This window comes from Paenibacillus sp. P4_E11 (assembly GCF_056401635.1).
Genome location: NZ_JBFUIX010000007.1, coordinates 38,079 through 54,106, shown reverse-complemented (window position 1 = coordinate 54,106; position 16,028 = coordinate 38,079). Strand labels below are relative to the sequence as shown.

The window sequence follows — 16,028 nt, the reverse complement described above, 5'->3', positions numbered from 1 at the left end:
AATTGAGGTGGTAACACGTGAGCATACAGCTCTCGTCCTTTCTGGGGACGGGGGCTTTTTTTGTTGTTTCCATACACATTAGGAGGATGAACCACATGACTATTTTTATTGGCGGGGCGTGGCCGTATGCGAACGGATCGCTGCATTTGGGCCGGGTGGCAAGTTTGCTGCCGGGAGATATTCTGGCTCGGTATTATCGGGTTAAAGGTGAAGAGGTGCTGTACGTATCGGGAAGCGATTGCCATGGTACGCCGATTGCGATCCAAGCCGAACGAGAGGGTGTGTCTCCCCGTGTAATTGCTGATCGCTACCATCAAGAGTTTGTTCAATGCTTCGAAAAGCTGGGGTTCTCCTATGACCTCTACACCCGGACAGACGATCCGTTCCACCACGAAGCGGTACAGCAGTTATTCGTTCAGTTGGTGGAGAACGGGAGCTTATACCGGAAGTCCGTGGAGCAGACGTATTGTGAGACTTGTGACCGATTCCTTCCCGACCGTTATGTGGAGGGTCAGTGTCCTCACTGCGGTCAAGCAGCACGGGGAGATCAATGCGATGGTTGCTCGGCCCTGCTCGACCCGGTCGATCTGATTGACAAGACGTGCAAGCTGTGCGGCAACAGTCCGACCACCCGGCATACGGAGCACTTTTTTCTTGCGTTGTCTAAGCTTCAGGAAGTACTGGATCGTACCCTCAAGCAGGCGGTTGGTTGGAGAGAGAATGCGGAGCATTTGACGCGCAGGTATTTGGACGAAGGATTGCATGATCGTGCTGTCACCCGGGATCTTCCTTGGGGCGTTAAAGTTCCAATCGAAGGCTTCGAAGGCAAAAAAATATACGTATGGATGGAAGCGGTCTGCGGCTATTGGACGGCTAGCAAGCAGTGGGCGCGTGACAACGGCAAAGACTGGGAGCCATTTTGGTCGGAAGGCGTAACCGCTTATTATGTGCATGGGAAGGATAACATCCCTTTTCACACCCTGATCTGGCCAGCCATCCTGTTGGGTGAGGGCAAGCTTCACTTGCCGGATCGCATCGTGTCGAGTGAATATTTGACATTGGAGGGAAGGAAGTTCTCAACGAGCCGCAACTGGGCCGTGTGGGTGCCCTATGTGCTGGAGCATTACGATCCCGATTCCGTGAGGTACTTCCTAACCATTAACGGGCCGGAAAAGCGGGATACCGATTTCTCCTGGAGGGAGTTCATCTACAGCCACAACAGTGAGCTTCTAGGAGCATTCGGCAACTTCGTCAACCGGAACCTGATGTTCCTGGTCAAATCGTTCGATAGCTGCATACCTGACGCACATGTGGATGTGACGATTCGAGATCAATTGAATGACCTGTACGTTCATGTGGGGCAGCTTATTGAGGAAAGCAAGTTGAAAGAAGCACTAGAGACCGTATTCACCTTTGTACGGAGTTCGAATAAGTACTTCGATGAGCGCAAGCCCTGGTCCCAACTGAAGGATGACCCCGCCGATTGCAGAGATACATTGTATACGTGCGTGCAGATCATTGCCAACCTGTCCAATCTGCTCGAGCCGTTCTTGCCCTTCGCCTGCGGGAGAATCCGATCGTTTCTCGGAATCGCCGAGCCAGTCTGGAGCTACATCGAAATCCGTTCAGGTGAGACGTTGGTATCGCCGGTGCCATTGTTCGCGCGAATTGAGGTCAGCCAGATCGAGGATGAAGTGGCTCGGCTGCAAGCAGAGCGGCTGGAGACCGAGTAAACAACAAAACACCTTTCCCAGTGAAGGCAATCTTCCATGGGAAAGGTGTTTCCTAGTTTATACGCAACCAAGCTGCTTAAGTCTCTTACTTCACGATCACTCGAATCGTCACACTCTTACCGCCGAATTTGGCCGTGATCGATGCCGTGCCTTTCTCGTAAGCCGTGATCGTTCCGTCCTTCACATCAGCGACGGTATCTTTTGAGCTTTTCCACTCCGCCTTAGGGCTCACGTTACCTTCCACGCCATTCTTATAAGTGGCGGTCAGAACGACAACAGAGCTTTTACCAGCTGTAAGCTCGATTGTTTTGACACTGGATTTCAAATACTTCAGCGTATCCACTTCAACGGGAATGGATAACGATTTGCCGCCGAATTTGGCGGTGATCGTCGTTTTGCCGTAGCTTGCCGCGGTGAGCAGGCCGGTTGCCGAGACATCTGCAACTTTGAATGACCGGCTAGTCCATTCCGTTTCGTTCGTTACATCACGTGTAGTCCCGTCTGAGAACGTCGCAGTAACCTTGATCTGGGCGGATGCTCCCGATTGCAGATCGAACGCTTTCTCATTCGCGGTTAACTTCACGGCGTAATCTACTTCCACCGGTATGTTAATCGTCTTCGTTCCGTATTTCGCGGTTAGAGACGTCTTCCCACGATCTATTGACGTTACAAGGCCATTCTCCACTTCGGCAATCTTACTGGACGAGATGGACCAAGTTGCCTTACCCGTTACATCTTCCGTCGTACCATCAGCATATGTGGCCGTAAGCCCTACTTGCAAGCTCTGCCCTTTCTGCATGATCAGGCTGCGGTAAGTCGCTGTTAGCTTATCCGCTACCTCGATCTGGGCCGATGTCGTGACCACTTTCTCACCGAACTTGGCTGCGATGGTTGCCTTACCGGTTCCAACCGCGGTAACCAACCCATTCGATACTTCGGCAATTGTGGCCGATGAGGTTGACCATTCAGCCGTATCCGTTACATCCTTCGTCGTGCCGTCCTTGTATTTGGCAATTAGCGTGAGCTGCTTGCGGTCGTCTTCCTTCATCACTAAGGTTTTCTCGCTAATCGTCAACGTATCCAGCTTCCCTACGCTAACGACGATCTTGACCGACTTCTTGCCATACTTGGCCGTGATCGTTACTTCTCCACGCTCGACTGCAGTAATGACTCCGTCGTTTACGGTAGCGAACGCGCTGTTACTCGTCGTCCATTCCGCCTTATCGGTTACATCCTCGGTAGTCTCGTCGGCATAAGTCGCCGTCAACTTCACTCTCACGATATCGCTTGGCTGGATTTCGAACTTGAGTTGGTCAGCTTCCAGCTTAGTAGCGGGATCGACATCGACGGTTGTGGTGACGACTTTGTCGCCGAACTTGGCCGTCACACGAGTCGAACCCGAATCAAGCGCACGAACCGTTCCTTTACGTGCTGTAGCTACAAGCTCGTTGTCCGAGCTCCAATCGACCGTGCTCGTGACGTCCTCGGACGTTCCATTGGCATAAGTCGCCGTTACTTTGAGGTTAGAAGTGTCGCCTTTACGTAAGGAGACCGACTTCTTATCAACATCCAGCTTCCGGGCTACGCTTACGTCAACCGTGACATTCACAGTCTTCGCTCCATAAGAAGCGGTTATAGTCGCCTGACCGTTCTGATACGCAGTGATTTTACCATCCGACGTGATATCCGCGATATCCCGGTCGTCTGAGCTCCACTCAGCCTTCGATGTCACATCAATCGGTTTGCCATCTGCATATGTCGCTGTCAGTGTCAACTGTGCCGTCCCATTCGCTTTGAGGAACACATCGCTTTTGTCGACTTCCAGTTTCTTGGCAATTTCTACATTGGCCGTAACAGTGACCGACTTGTCCCCATACTCAGCTGTAATGACAGCCGTTCCGGTGCCAATCGCCTTGACATCGCCTTTGTGCACGCTGGCCGCTTTGCTGTTATCTGAGCTCCAATCAGCAAGCTGCGTAACATCTTCCGTCGAGCCATCTGCATAAGTAACGGTCAACTTAATCCTCTTGGAGTCGCCCGCTCGCAAATCCAGTCTGGATACATCTGTCTTCAACACTTGCGCGGTATCAACCCGCACGGGGATCGTTACAGTCTTATCTCCGTACTGGGCCGTAATGACCGCTTCACCCTTGCTATAAGTCCGAATTGTGCCCTTGGATACGTAAGCTACGCTCTCATTGTCGGAGAACCAGTCCGCCTTGCTAGTTACGTCCTCGGTCTTGCCATCGGCATAAGTGGCGGTCAAGATAACAGGCTCAGTTTCGTTGCGGCGTAGCTGAAGATCAGTCTTATTCGCTTCCAGCTTCCTCGCTACTCCGGAATCGACCGTTATGGTAACCGTCTTGTTCCCGTAAGAAGCTGTGATCGTGGCTTGTCCAATCGAATTCGCCAGCACGAGCCCATTATCGATCTCTACAATCGCTTCGTCACTGCTCTTCCATGTTGCCTTGGAAGTAACGGTTTCGGTTTTGTTATCCGCATATGTAGCATCCAGCTTGAGCTGGTACGAACCATCCGGTTTGAGGAACAAGTCCGTCTTGTCCGCCTCCAGCTTCCGCACTGTCTCTACATTGACGATAATCGTTGCCGATTTGCCGCCATAGCGGGCTGTGATCGTAGCTTGACCCGCTCCATAAGCGGTAATCGTTCCCTTGATTGCGTCAGCAACCCCAGGTTTATCGGAAGACCACTCCGCCTTGTCAGCCACATCCTGAGTCTTCCCGTCCTCGAACATCCCGATCAGTTCAATCTTATCGAATCCCTTGATGCGCAAGTCAATGCTATCCTTGTTAGGATCCAAGCGGCGGACAACGTCAACCGCTACAGGAACCGTAACTGTCTTGCCTCCGTATTTGGCCGTTATGACCGTTTCGCCAGAGCCTTTGGCCGTGACCTTCCCGTTAATAACGTCCGCGACAAGTTCATTGTCGGTGCTCCATTCGGCCTTGGTCGTTACGTCCCCGACCGAGCCATCCGTATAGGACGCACTCAACGTAATATCATCGAACGAGCCGACCCGAAGCGTCAAGCTTTGTTTGTTCTTGGTCAAGCTGCGAACCTTCTTGACGACGCTCACATTCACAACTTGGGTCTTGCCCATATAGGTAGCAGTAATAATCGCAGTTCCTTCTGCCTTGGCCGAGATCGTCCCGGAATATACGGTAGCGACGGCTTGGTCGCTAGAATTCCATTCCGTCTTAATCGTCGCATCCGACGTTGCACCACTAACGTAGATGGCCGTAGCCGTTAAGCTGGTGGAGTCCCCAACTGATATGGAAACCTCGTTCTTCGACAGCACCAACCGTGATATTTCATCAGCGGCGAATGCTCCTGTAGCTCCTGGCCCAATAATCATAGTTAAGATCAGTACGAGCTGCACGACAGCGCGACGTATGCGTCCCTGAGCACGCCCGGATTTACCGGATGTTTGTAAGCCTGTGTCCATCAATGAAGTCCAATCCCTTCTCTTATATAATCGATGCTAAGAACAAAGGTACCCTATGTTTATCGGCTATGGTCGTCCGATAGTTTAGCTATCCAAGAAAGAAAACTTTGTGAGCTCAACCTTGCCGATTATATATTGACTCGATATATGCTGGAGTGATATATTACTATTTGTCATATTGTGATAAATGAAAGAGAGGTGCTTTATGAACAGTCAGGATGTTATTCTAGGCATGCTTATGAATCGTTCGTTATCAGGTTATGAAATCAAGCAATCCTTCGAGGAGCTTTTCTCTTATTTCTACAGCTCAAGCTACGGAACGATTTATCCCATGCTCCAACGTATGGAGAAGGAGGGATTGTTAACGAAGGAAAGTGTGCTCCAGGAAGGGAAGCCGAATAAAAACGTATTTACTATAACGGAGAGCGGGAGAAGCCAGTTCTACACCTATTTGCAGAGTCCATTGGAGTCGGATTCCATAAAGTCGGATTTTCTGATGAAGCTTTTCTTTGGTAAATATGTGGGGGATGACCAGATTATCGCGTGGTTGAAGCAAGTACAACAGCAAGCACAGAAGCAATTGGAGCAGTTAAATGAGAAGTATTCGCTCTATAAAGCGGAGATGCATCCAGCACAGATCATATGCATTCAGATTGGGATCAAAGAATATTACGCCAAGCTGGAAGCGATCCAAGAAGGATTGGCAAGTATGGAACCAATTCGTACAAAGAGAGAGGAATTAGCATGAACTTAGCGAGGTCCAATAAGGGACTCATCATTCTTGCGATGGCACTTGGCTTATTAATGTCATCCCTGGATAATACGATCGTTGCTTCCTGCATCAACAAACTAAGTGAGGACTTTAACGTTTTTGATAAAATAAGCTGGGTATTTACCGCCTATATGCTAGCGTCAACAAGCACCATGCTAGTGTTTGGTAAAATGTCCGATTTGTTCGGGCGAAAGTTGTTCTACATGATCGGAATCGGGATGTTCCTAATCGGTTCTGCGTTATGTGGAGTTGCTCAGAGCGCCGATCAGCTCATCTGGTTTCGGGTCATTCAAGGGATTGGCTCTGGTGCCTTGTTTCCGATCAGCTTCACCATTATTTATACGATATTCAGCGATCCTAAGGATGCAGCGAAGATGTCAGGTGTATTCGGAGCGATCTTCGGTCTTTCTTCCGTTGCGGGTCCACAGTTGGGCAGTTTTATAGCGGAGCATTTGGGTTGGAGATGGAATTTCTACATTAACGTTCCGATCGGCTTGGCCTCTATGATCATATTGATGATTGCCTTGAAGGAAACCCGTTCCGAGCGCAAACCAAAAATCGATTATTTGGGAACGCTATTTCTTATCATGACAACCGTTTCGTTAATGCTTGCGCTTGAATGGGGTGGCAAAGATTACGCTTGGAGCTCTTGGCAGGAAATTAGCTTGTTCGCAACAGCAGCTGTAATCGGTACTTTATTCATACTGGTAGAGCTGCGAGCGACTGAACCTGTCCTTCCGCTAACCATATTCAAGAATAAGATGGTGTTGGGAACAAGCATCATTTGTTTCTGCCAAGGTGTTCTTATGTTCTCGGCGATTACATATCTGCCTAGCTTCTCAGTCGGGGTACTCGGGCATGCTAACTCCAACAGCGTATTGACGCCTATGATGGCTTCACTAATTGCTGGAGCTATTCTGTTTGGTTTCTTACAGTCCAAATTCGCTTTCCGTACACTCATGCTGATCAGTATGCTGATGACGATCGTTGTAGCCTCGCTGCTTTCTATCGTCAGCACGGATGCTTCTAGCGGGTATATGATTGCCCTTATGATATTACTTGGTGTTGGTGCCGTTGGACCATTGATGAGTGTTGCACAGAGCGCGGTTGCTGCGAATGTTGATCCCCGATATATGGGCGTCAGTTCTTCCATTGTTGGCTTCTGGCGCAGTATTGGCGGTATTATGGGGGCTTCCATTATGGCAACGATTGTGAATAACAACCTGCATAGGCTTATTACCGATGGAGCTGCTAAAGTCGGTATTCCGAATGATAAAATCAATACTTTAGCTAATCCGGAGCTGCTCATGCGTGCAGGAGATCAAATAGATCCGCAAATCCGAACGTTTCTTCAACAGGCGCTTGGAACAGCTATAAATCACGGGTTTATCCTTAGCATTTGTATCGGCATTATAGGTTTGGTAACAGTGATGTTCGTTGGAACGAGCAGGCTTGATTCGAAGAAGAGACAATCTTCCAGTGCTGCGCATTTATAAGTATCGCGGAGACTGAGTTTTGGCAACCTGCCATAGTTGAAAAGAAAGAGGCATGAGTATGTCGGCAGGTTGCGACCTTCTCATGCCTCTCTTCGTCATCTCATTTTCATGTTTGCTTTTGTATTTTCGAGGGATTGTTGATTTTGTAAGGGACTGGATGCTTGGTAAGCTTCTTCGCCACAATCTTCGCATCGAATGTGATCRTATCGCCGACTTCCAGCTCTATTTTCTTAATCGTCGTGCTATGGCTGGACCAGGCTTCACCAAGCTCGACATAAGGCTCCACAAGGGAAAYCGCTTCATAGATGATCACTTCATCGTCCTCATCGGCGAAATGATTGGGCACCGTTGTGAATTCTTTTACGGTAGCGATCATCTTGACCTTCTCCTCAGGAAGCTGGACCTTGGCCGCTTTCCCCTTCTTGGCGGGTGCTTTGGACGACGGCTCGTCGACCTCGGACTCTTCGTCCTTAGACTTTGCCGCCTTGGGCTTTTCAATCGGGGTTGCCGCTTCAGGTTGCGCTTCCGATTGTGAAGTCCCCAGTTCCGATCCCGCTATCTCTGCTGACTCAGCTGATTCTTCCGCTCCCCCCGTAAGCTTCTGGCTGTAAGTGGATGCCTGCATCTCCTTCAGGTACGAGGGGTGGATGCAGTGCTGTTGTTTGTTGTCGAACTCGATGACCGCAGTCATGGTATCGACATATCCGATAATGCTGCAAGCCAGATTCAGTCCATTTCGCTTGTAAAAGAATGCCTTGGTCTTGGAGGCTTTGTCGGAAAGCAAGCCCCATTCCTTACATTTATCAATTTGTTCCGCCTCATTGTCGAAAGCATTATACGTGATCGGCTCGATAGTGAATGCATGTACCATAGCTTCTCCACCTTTTATTAGGATACAGGACTAGTTTATCATATTTCCAGGTGGATTGGGCAGAAAGAGATGGCATGCAACAATCAAGCCTACAGCTCGGACAAGGCAATCTTACGGATTTTCAACCTCGACAAGCAGATACCATCCTCGGCTTCACCCGCGCAATAAGCGAGTAGTACGGCGTTGCCGGTGAAATGGATCGTTACATAACAGCAACCGTTGCCATCCTCCTCTCGCTCAATCGCGAAATGACCACCCCACGTCTTCCCGTCGTCCTGGCTGATCGCCCCGATCAGCGGTGTTCTTCCCCAGCTATGCTTCTCCAAGAGTCGGGTGTTGTACACCGGAATCGGGTTCCATACCGCGAGTAGATCACCATTATTCGGATTACGCTTCATAGACAAGGGAGAGCAAGGCGATGTGAACGCCGACGGCACAGGTTGGCTCCACGATTCACCGCCGTCATGGGAGAATGTCTCATACTGGCAACCCAAGTCGGTGCGCGCCCAGCCCCACAACGTCCCGCTCGCAAGCTCGAGGACGCCCGGCTCCTGCATGTCGCTCTTCGAATGAGGTACACCGATTGAGACAAAGTTCCGGGCCTCGCGCCAAGTCGCTCCATCATCGTCCGATAAGAAGAAGAAAGTGATCGCTCTTCCGTCGAATCCAGCCCAGGCAGATTTGTCATTCGTCTTCATCCGATGCAAACCCGCAGGTACGACGAGCCGCCCGGACGACAACCGGACGACCCGGTCGTTATTCGTCACGTAATAGCCCATGCCTGTCACGCAGCAGACAGGATTGCTCCAAGTCCCACCTTCATCGGACGACCGACGCAAGTGAAGCCGCATATCGTGCCAACCGTACCGTAGCAGATAGAACAAGCCGATGTCGCCATTATTCATCCGCAAGAGCGAGACGCTCATTATGTTGAGCGCGTCGTGGTCTTCCGGTTGCGCGATAATCGTATCGCCTGTCCATGATTCGCCGGCGTCATCCGAGTAGCGGACCGCGATGCAGGCTTTGGCGTCATCATGTGCCGAATCTCCGATAAATCGGCTGTAGGCGAACATGACTCGCCCGTCATGCATATCCAGAAAAGCCCCTTCGCTATTTCTTGGGTTCCCTTCACCAGGACGCAAATCCAATACGATCGCACCTTTTTGTTCCATCTTCTTTTCCACTCCCTTAAGAATGATCGAATGATTAAATGATTATCCTTTCAACGAACCGGTAAGCACACCTTTGACAAAATGCTTTTGCAAAAACGGATAAACACACAATATGGGCAGCGTAGTGACCACGATCATAGCTCCCCGCAAGCTTTGTGCTGTTGGCTTATTCGCTACCCCATTCAACATCTCCGCATCGAGATCCTGGCTGGAGAACGACAGCACGATTCGTCGCAGCAGCACCTGTACCGGCATCAGCTTGGAATCATTGATATAGATGGTAGCGTCGAACCAAGCATTCCAATGCCCGACAGCGTAGAACAATCCAATCGTTGCGAAGGTCGGCATACTGAGCGGGAATACGATACGGGTCAGGATAGTCAGCGGTCTCGCGCCATCAATCGTCGCCGATTCGATCAAGCTCTCCGGTATTTGCGTGAAGAAGTTTTTCATGATGAGCAAGTTCCAGGCGCTGATGAGACCTGGAATGATCATGACCCAGAACGTATTGGTCAAGTGCATGAATTTCAGCAGCAAATAGGTCGGGATGAGCCCCCCGCCGAACAGCATCGTAATAAACACGAGGGTGATGAATGCATTACGTCCTGGCATCTCCTTCCTGGACAAGCCATAAGCAAGCATCGCCGTAAAGAGCAAATTGAGTGAGGTGCCAACGACGACCCGCAGAATCGTAATGCCGTAAGCATGATACAGCATGGAGCCTTCCGACAGCAGCACGTGGTATGCGCTGAAATCAAGCTTTTCCGGGATGAGGATGAAGTTTCCTCTGCGAATCAATTCGCTTTCCCCGACAAACGACGTAGAGACGATCGCCAGGAATGGAGCGATGAATGCAAGCGACAGCAGGGTCAATAGCACATAGTTGAATACCTGAAATGAAGCTTCACCGCCATGTAGACGTCTTCGGATTATTCGCGCAGCCATGTCACCAGATCCCTTCCTGACCGAACTTCTTGGCCAAATAGTTGGTGCCCACAACGAGGATGAAGGCGATTACGGACTTGAACAATCCGACTGCAGCGGCAAACGAATAGTTGACTTCGATCAACCCTTTTCGGTACACATACGTATCGATAATATCTGCTACCCCGTATACCGGCGGGGAGTAGAGCAAGAACACCTGCTCGAATCCGGCATCCATAATATGGCCGATCGAGAGAATGAGCAGAATGACGGCAATGTGGCTAATGCCTGGCAGTGTAATATGCCAGATTTGCTTGATTCGTCCGGCGCCGTCGACTCTCGCTGCTTCGTACAGCTGTTGATCGACACCGGCAATCGCGGCCAAATAAATGATCGTGCTCCACCCGACTTCCTTCCATATGCCTGACAGCACGAGCACCGAGCGGAAGTAGGCGGGATCGGTCAAGAATGGGATCGGCTCAATTCCAAGCTGCTGCAGCACCCCTTTCACAAAACCATCGTCGACGCTAAGCATGGCGGTAAGCAGACCGGCCACAATGACCATGGATAAGAAATGCGGCAAATACGATATCGTCTGCACGACCCGCTTGAATGCGCCATGCCTCACCTCATTGATCAGCAACGCCAACACAATCGGAGCGGGGAAACCGAATACGATCCGATACAAACTAATTGCGAGCGTATTCCCCATGATATCCCAGAAGTAGTACGAAGCAGCGAAGTTGTGAAAATGCTTCAGTCCCACCCACTCCGAGGAAAAAATGCCGCTGAGACCGTCGAACGGTGCCACTTGCTTGAACGCAATAATAACTCCATACATCGGACCRTAATGGAACACCAGGAAGTACAGCATGCCCGGAATAACGAGCGCATAATGCAGCTTATGCTTGCGGATCAATGTTAACGTCTTTGCATTCACTGACTGACCATCTCCGTTTCCTACGTGAAGCCAACAATTCCATCCACAGGAGCGCTAACGTCAGCGCCCCCAATGGAATATGGTGTTTACTTGCCTTTTACCTTGTTGTTCTCTGCGGTATAGGCTTCAATCCACTTGTCGAGCCCGGCCTTGTTCAGCTCCTCGATAAATTTGTTGTATTCGTCCATTGGCCTTGCCCCGGTAATGAACTTGATCGTCTCCTGTTCGATCATGCGGGTGATGTCGCCCGATGTCGGCACCTTGTCGTTGATCGCTTTCGTATCGAACTTGTATTCCACATCAGCCAAGCTGGACTTCTTTACCCGATTCATGTTCGTTATATATTTGCGGATGAAATCGAACTGAGGTCCAAACGCGGGATCGTTCTTCTCGTACTGCACCGTATAGGCGAACGACAAACCTGGAATCAGGTCCCCCATGTAGTCGGTATTCAATCCTTCGATGATTCTCTTACTCTTGTCTGTATATTTCCAATGCTTGCCCTCGATGCCGAAGAACAGCAAGAAGTAGTTTTCGATATCCGAATGCACCCAGTCAATCAATTTGATCGCCGCTTCCGGATTTTTCGCGTTTTTGTTAATCATGATGCCGCTTGTACTTACTCCACCGAGTGTCGTTAAGTTGCCGGTCGGGCCTTTCAGATCCGCGGCTAAGCTATACTTGGCTTCCGGTACGTTTTGCCGAAGCAAATATTCGTTGGCCGTTACGACCGTATTCCACAACACACCGGACGCGACGCGATTTTGCTTCACCAGCTCGATTTGGCGGGTTCGATTGGAGGAGAACGCTTCCTTGAAAATGTAGCCTTTCTTGTACCAGTCCGCCATCTTCGCCACGAAATCGCGATAACCCGGGTTGAGCTGAGGCGGCTTCACTTTGCCGTCTTTATCGACATAATTCCCGTAACCTACATCCATAAAGCCTGCGGCGAACCCTCCTTGAAGGGAGGGGAGATCCGTCAGCAGCGGGATCGTCTGACCAGAGCCTGCCGGGTCCTGATCCTTGAACGCTTTCAGTACGGTCTCATATTCGTCGATTGTCTTCGGCATAGACAGATTCAGCTTCTTCAGCCAATCTTCGCGGATAAGCACTCCGTTACCGGCCACCGGGGCGCCGGTCGCTACTCCCCATATTTTCCCGTCCGCTGTGGTGAGCGCATCCACAGCCACCTTCCAATCGGATGGCCATAGCTTACGGATGTTGCTCCCGTATTTGTCCAACAAGTCGCCAATCGGTCGGACAGCTCCGTTCGCTTGGTGAGTCGCCATCGAGCCGGCGAAGATGTCGAGCGGTTCATTGGAGCCGAGGAGCACGTTCAATTTGTCCGCTTCCGACCCTTTCGGCGGGATGATCGGGACGATCTCGATGCCGATTTTGTCCATGACGACCTTCTTAACCTCTTCAATCGCTTCCGGCTTGCTAACCGTATTGTTGTTCGACAGGTTGCCGAAGTTAGCGTACACGTATACTTTCTCACTCTTCTTGGGTGTACTCTGATCCGTTCCACTGCCCTTATTGTCCAGCTTTCCCCCGTCATTGGAAGAACAGCCGACGACCGCCCCCGCCAACACAATGGCCGCTGCGGCCGATACCCCGATTTTCCTGATGGTCATGCCTGTTTGCCCCTCTCGTAACCGTTTTCAATCTTTCCAGCGATGCGTGTCGCGACAACCGCACAGTGCACTGTGATTGAAGTATTGCCTTAAAAGGTGGGAAAAGAAATGCCACGGTTATGTCACTGCCCCCTTGCCGATGACATTCCTCAAGATGTTGGTATGATTATCATCGTTGTGGTATCGCAACAGCAATGCCGCACGAATTAGCTACTATGTGAGGCTGTCGATTAACTGTGGACAAGAGGAGTGGAAAGTGAAAAAGAGGACCCCAGCGAGTTTTGGCTTGAACCTCCATACCACTTGATCCCTTATACAATCAGGTAGGTTCAAACAAGATGTTTGAGCTCTTGGGGCCCCCACAAAGTACTCGGCGTTATCTTCAGAGCTAGTCTTCACTTTGTGGGGTAAAGCTTAGGGGTCCTTTTTCACTTGGAACGGCCGTTTTGCTTCTATTAACAGTTAATCGACATCCTCTATGTTCCACTTCGTGCTTTTCGATATTCACCGGGCGTCATGCCGATGCATTCGCGGAACAGCTTGATGAAGTAATCGCTTTTCAAATACCCGACTTGTTCACCGATCTCCTTGATCTTCAAATCCGTACCGAGAAGCAGCTCCTTGCCTCGCTCCATACGTACTTGCGTCAAATAATCGGAAAACGATTGTCCGCTGTTCTCCTTGAATATCCGACTCAAGTAGGACGGACTAAGGCGAAGCCGATCAGCGATCTGGACGAGAGAAAGAGGCTTGTCGAGCTCCTTGCATATGATCGCCATCGCTTGCTCGACGTAACGGTTGTTCTTCTCGCGGAAGGCCGATCCGAAACCCGAAGCCATTGTCGAGATTAGCCCGCGCAGCCATTGCACCGCTTCATGCAGATCGTCTTTATGCAGCAACGTCCCGTATAAGTTGTTCTTCTCTCCGGTCAAGGTGGACAAATCAATATTCATCCGATCCGTTGTCGCCACTAGACTGCTAAGAAGCCTCATGAGCGCGTATTGGATTTGCCTGACGTGCACTCGGCCTTTCTCGCCGCTAATATCCTTGACGATCTGATCAAGCAGACGGAGCGCCTGTTCCGCATCCCCGTTCACAATGTATGTGTTCAACGACTCTTCCTTATCTGATGGGTAGTGGAACGATGTCGTTGTTCCTTCCAGTCTGACATCCTCAATGTAGATCACTTCGCCCGTACCCACTATGCCGCGATATCGCAGCGCCTCCAACGCCTCGTTGTAAGCTCTTCCTAATTCGCCTGCGTGAGCGCACGGTTTGCCAATCCCAATGGAGCAGCCGATGTTAAGTCGTTCTCCGATCGTATGGATCAATTGCTCAGCGCTTTCGAACAGAACGGTTATCTCGTGAGGCTGACAGTTGACGATGACCACGAACGTTCCGTCGGCAACTTCGCTAATCATTCGCTTCCAATCCGCCGGCAACCCGGTATCGATCGAATCCGTCAGCCGGACCTTGTTCATGCCTTCGCTTTCCGCATCATCAGAACGTTGCTCATTTGCATACTCCAGTGTGATGAGCATAAGCATGAGTTGCTCCAATTCGATATCGAAGCCAAGATAGTCCAGCCTTTCTACCATATAGTCGCGATCATACCCATTGTGGCGGAGCAGCGACCGCACGAATGTTTCTTTGTAGGCTGGAAGACTTTCCTTCAACCGATACCGTAAACTCCAACGATCCTCGAACGCTTCCTCCAGGCTGCTGCGGATGACGTGCCATTCCCCCGTTGCAGCGCCATGGTACCGGTCGTCCTTGCTTTTGATGAACAGCAGCATGCGTCGGATTGGGGCGTACAAGTTCCGCGCGAGTAATACAGCGAGCAAGCAACCCGCGGCAGCCAGCACACAGCAGTACCAGATGATCATGTTCTTCACCTTGGAGACGCTGCGGTACAGTTCGTTGAGCGGCGAAGCGAGTACAAACGTCCACCCGAGCTTATCCGACTTGATCCACGAGACGAATAACCGATCCCCATCCACTTCCTCTTCGTAAAAGCTTTGTTGGCCGCGGCTCTGCAGTTGCCATACCGGGCTGTTGCCGATTCGACTGTTCATCGGATTAGTGGAATCGTACAGCATAGGCTTACCGGTTGAGGACAGGACGAAGAAGGGCTGGTTTTGTTCGCTGCCCGGTTTGCGTACGAAACTTTCATATATTTTATCCGCATCGAGATTAATGACCAGAACATTTCCTTCGATCGATGTTTTGTACACTAGAGGAATAACATTCAAGGACGTCCCTGCCACCGTCTTCGCACTGCGCATATCCACAATCATCGGCAGTGCCGGATCGCCTTGGGGAAACCGATTCCAGCCTTCGTCATAGAAACGATCCGGCTCGAATACAAGCAGATCGGAGGTCATAATCAATTTCTTGACGCTGTCGAAATAATAAACCGAATAGATGAACTCGTTGGACAGCTTCAGAGCGCGCATGTTATTCAACGCCTGCTTCTTCTCGCGCAAATACGATTCTAATGTAGGCAAATCCTCGTCCTTGAGCTCGCCGGTCAACGCTTCGTAATACAAGCCTCGCGGAAACAGCTCGAACTGCCGCATCGTTGCACCTTCCAACGTCAGTTGACGGAAGCTATTGCCGATCTGGTCGATCATCAATTCCACCGCGTTGGCGGTTTGGTTCAAATAATTGGTATTCGCTTGACGGAGCTCCTGCTGAACCGTAATCTTGACGTTCTGGTAATACACAAGACTGGTCGCGAGCATAGGCAGTAAGCATAAAATCAACGTTACGATCATCACTTTGAAGTAAAAATGGCGGGATTGAATAGAATGAAACCATTTCTTACGCATTCGCGTCACCTCGATTGGATGGATTTTCTAAATTGTAAGCGATTTCAAAATATCTGATAGAATATAGTATGGTTCGACCAATAACTCTAAGCCTACATATTTAGATTAGCTTATTGCTACCCAAGATTCAATCCGTGATTTGAAAAAAAGCCCGCGAGATTGCATTCGGATAATGTTTCGCCGCCCAAC

10 protein-coding genes and 1 other annotated feature (1 of these 11 only partly in view) are annotated in these 16,028 nt (G+C 50.3%); of the genes, 3 read left to right on the top strand and 7 right to left on the bottom strand.

The genetic code is table 11. The features are described 5' to 3' along the window. Positions 1-43: a binding site (T-box leader), on the top strand; it begins 235 nt to the left of the window's first position. Between the two features lie 52 nt (positions 44-95). Beyond that, complete coding sequence (gene metG, locus AC1DWB_RS04910) at positions 96-1,733, top strand: methionine--tRNA ligase (protein ID WP_477539920.1); 1,638 nt, start codon at positions 96-98, stop codon at positions 1,731-1,733. 85 nt (positions 1,734-1,818) lie between these two features. Here the strand turns inward: metG and AC1DWB_RS04905 are convergent, their stop codons facing one another. Further along, positions 1,819-5,199, bottom strand: a complete 3,381-nt coding sequence (locus AC1DWB_RS04905) for an Ig-like domain-containing protein (RefSeq protein ID WP_477539919.1) — start codon at positions 5,197-5,199, stop codon at positions 1,819-1,821. Between the two features lie 205 nt (positions 5,200-5,404). On the opposite strand from AC1DWB_RS04905, the gene AC1DWB_RS04900 reads away from it, so the two are divergent. Further along, a complete protein-coding gene (locus tag AC1DWB_RS04900; protein WP_477539918.1) occupies positions 5,405-5,947 on the top strand; it encodes a PadR family transcriptional regulator in 543 nt (180 codons plus the stop codon). Then, positions 5,944-7,467, top strand: coding sequence for a DHA2 family efflux MFS transporter permease subunit (locus tag AC1DWB_RS04895; RefSeq protein WP_477539917.1), 1,524 nt, complete (start codon positions 5,944-5,946; stop codon positions 7,465-7,467). Before AC1DWB_RS04900 ends, AC1DWB_RS04895 begins: the two co-directional genes overlap by 4 nt. Before the next feature lie 106 nt (positions 7,468-7,573). On the opposite strand, the gene AC1DWB_RS04890 is transcribed toward AC1DWB_RS04895, so the two are convergent. The 6 genes from AC1DWB_RS04890 to AC1DWB_RS04865 form a co-directional block, all read right to left on the bottom strand. Beyond that, entirely contained in the window at positions 7,574-8,338 is a 765-nt protein-coding gene (locus tag AC1DWB_RS04890) for a hypothetical protein (protein ID WP_477539916.1), read from the bottom strand. A gap of 89 nt (positions 8,339-8,427) precedes the next feature. Beyond that, positions 8,428-9,510, bottom strand: coding sequence for a sialidase family protein (locus tag AC1DWB_RS04885; protein WP_477539915.1), 1,083 nt, complete (start codon positions 9,508-9,510; stop codon positions 8,428-8,430). Between the two features lie 42 nt (positions 9,511-9,552). Further along, complete coding sequence (locus AC1DWB_RS04880; RefSeq protein WP_477539914.1) at positions 9,553-10,455, bottom strand: carbohydrate ABC transporter permease; 903 nt, start codon at positions 10,453-10,455, stop codon at positions 9,553-9,555. Position 10,456: 1 nt separating this feature from the next. Continuing rightward, positions 10,457-11,374 (bottom strand): ABC transporter permease, encoded by a 918-nt coding sequence (locus tag AC1DWB_RS04875; protein WP_477539913.1) that lies wholly within the window; start codon positions 11,372-11,374, stop codon positions 10,457-10,459. 86 nt (positions 11,375-11,460) lie between these two features. Then, positions 11,461-13,008: an extracellular solute-binding protein gene (locus AC1DWB_RS04870; protein WP_477539912.1), complete on the bottom strand. Its 1,548-nt coding sequence runs from the start codon at positions 13,006-13,008 to the stop codon at positions 11,461-11,463. A gap of 476 nt (positions 13,009-13,484) precedes the next feature. Next, a complete protein-coding gene (locus tag AC1DWB_RS04865) occupies positions 13,485-15,839 on the bottom strand; it encodes a helix-turn-helix domain-containing protein (protein WP_477539911.1) in 2,355 nt (784 codons plus the stop codon). Positions 15,840-16,028: the final 189 nt, after the last annotated feature.

Coding starts and splice junctions, on each gene's coding strand:
- metG (WP_477539920.1), top strand. CDS start 96: ATGACTATTTTTATTGGCGGGGCGTGGCCGTATGCGAACGGATCGCTG.
- AC1DWB_RS04905 (WP_477539919.1), bottom strand. CDS start 5,199: ATGGACACAGGCTTACAAACATCCGGTAAATCCGGGCGTGCTCAGGGA.
- AC1DWB_RS04900 (WP_477539918.1), top strand. CDS start 5,405: ATGAACAGTCAGGATGTTATTCTAGGCATGCTTATGAATCGTTCGTTA.
- AC1DWB_RS04895 (WP_477539917.1), top strand. CDS start 5,944: ATGAACTTAGCGAGGTCCAATAAGGGACTCATCATTCTTGCGATGGCA.
- AC1DWB_RS04885 (WP_477539915.1), bottom strand. CDS start 9,510: ATGGAACAAAAAGGTGCGATCGTATTGGATTTGCGTCCTGGTGAAGGG.
- AC1DWB_RS04880 (WP_477539914.1), bottom strand. CDS start 10,455: ATGGCTGCGCGAATAATCCGAAGACGTCTACATGGCGGTGAAGCTTCA.
- AC1DWB_RS04870 (WP_477539912.1), bottom strand. CDS start 13,008: ATGACCATCAGGAAAATCGGGGTATCGGCCGCAGCGGCCATTGTGTTG.
- AC1DWB_RS04865 (WP_477539911.1), bottom strand. CDS start 15,839: ATGCGTAAGAAATGGTTTCATTCTATTCAATCCCGCCATTTTTACTTC.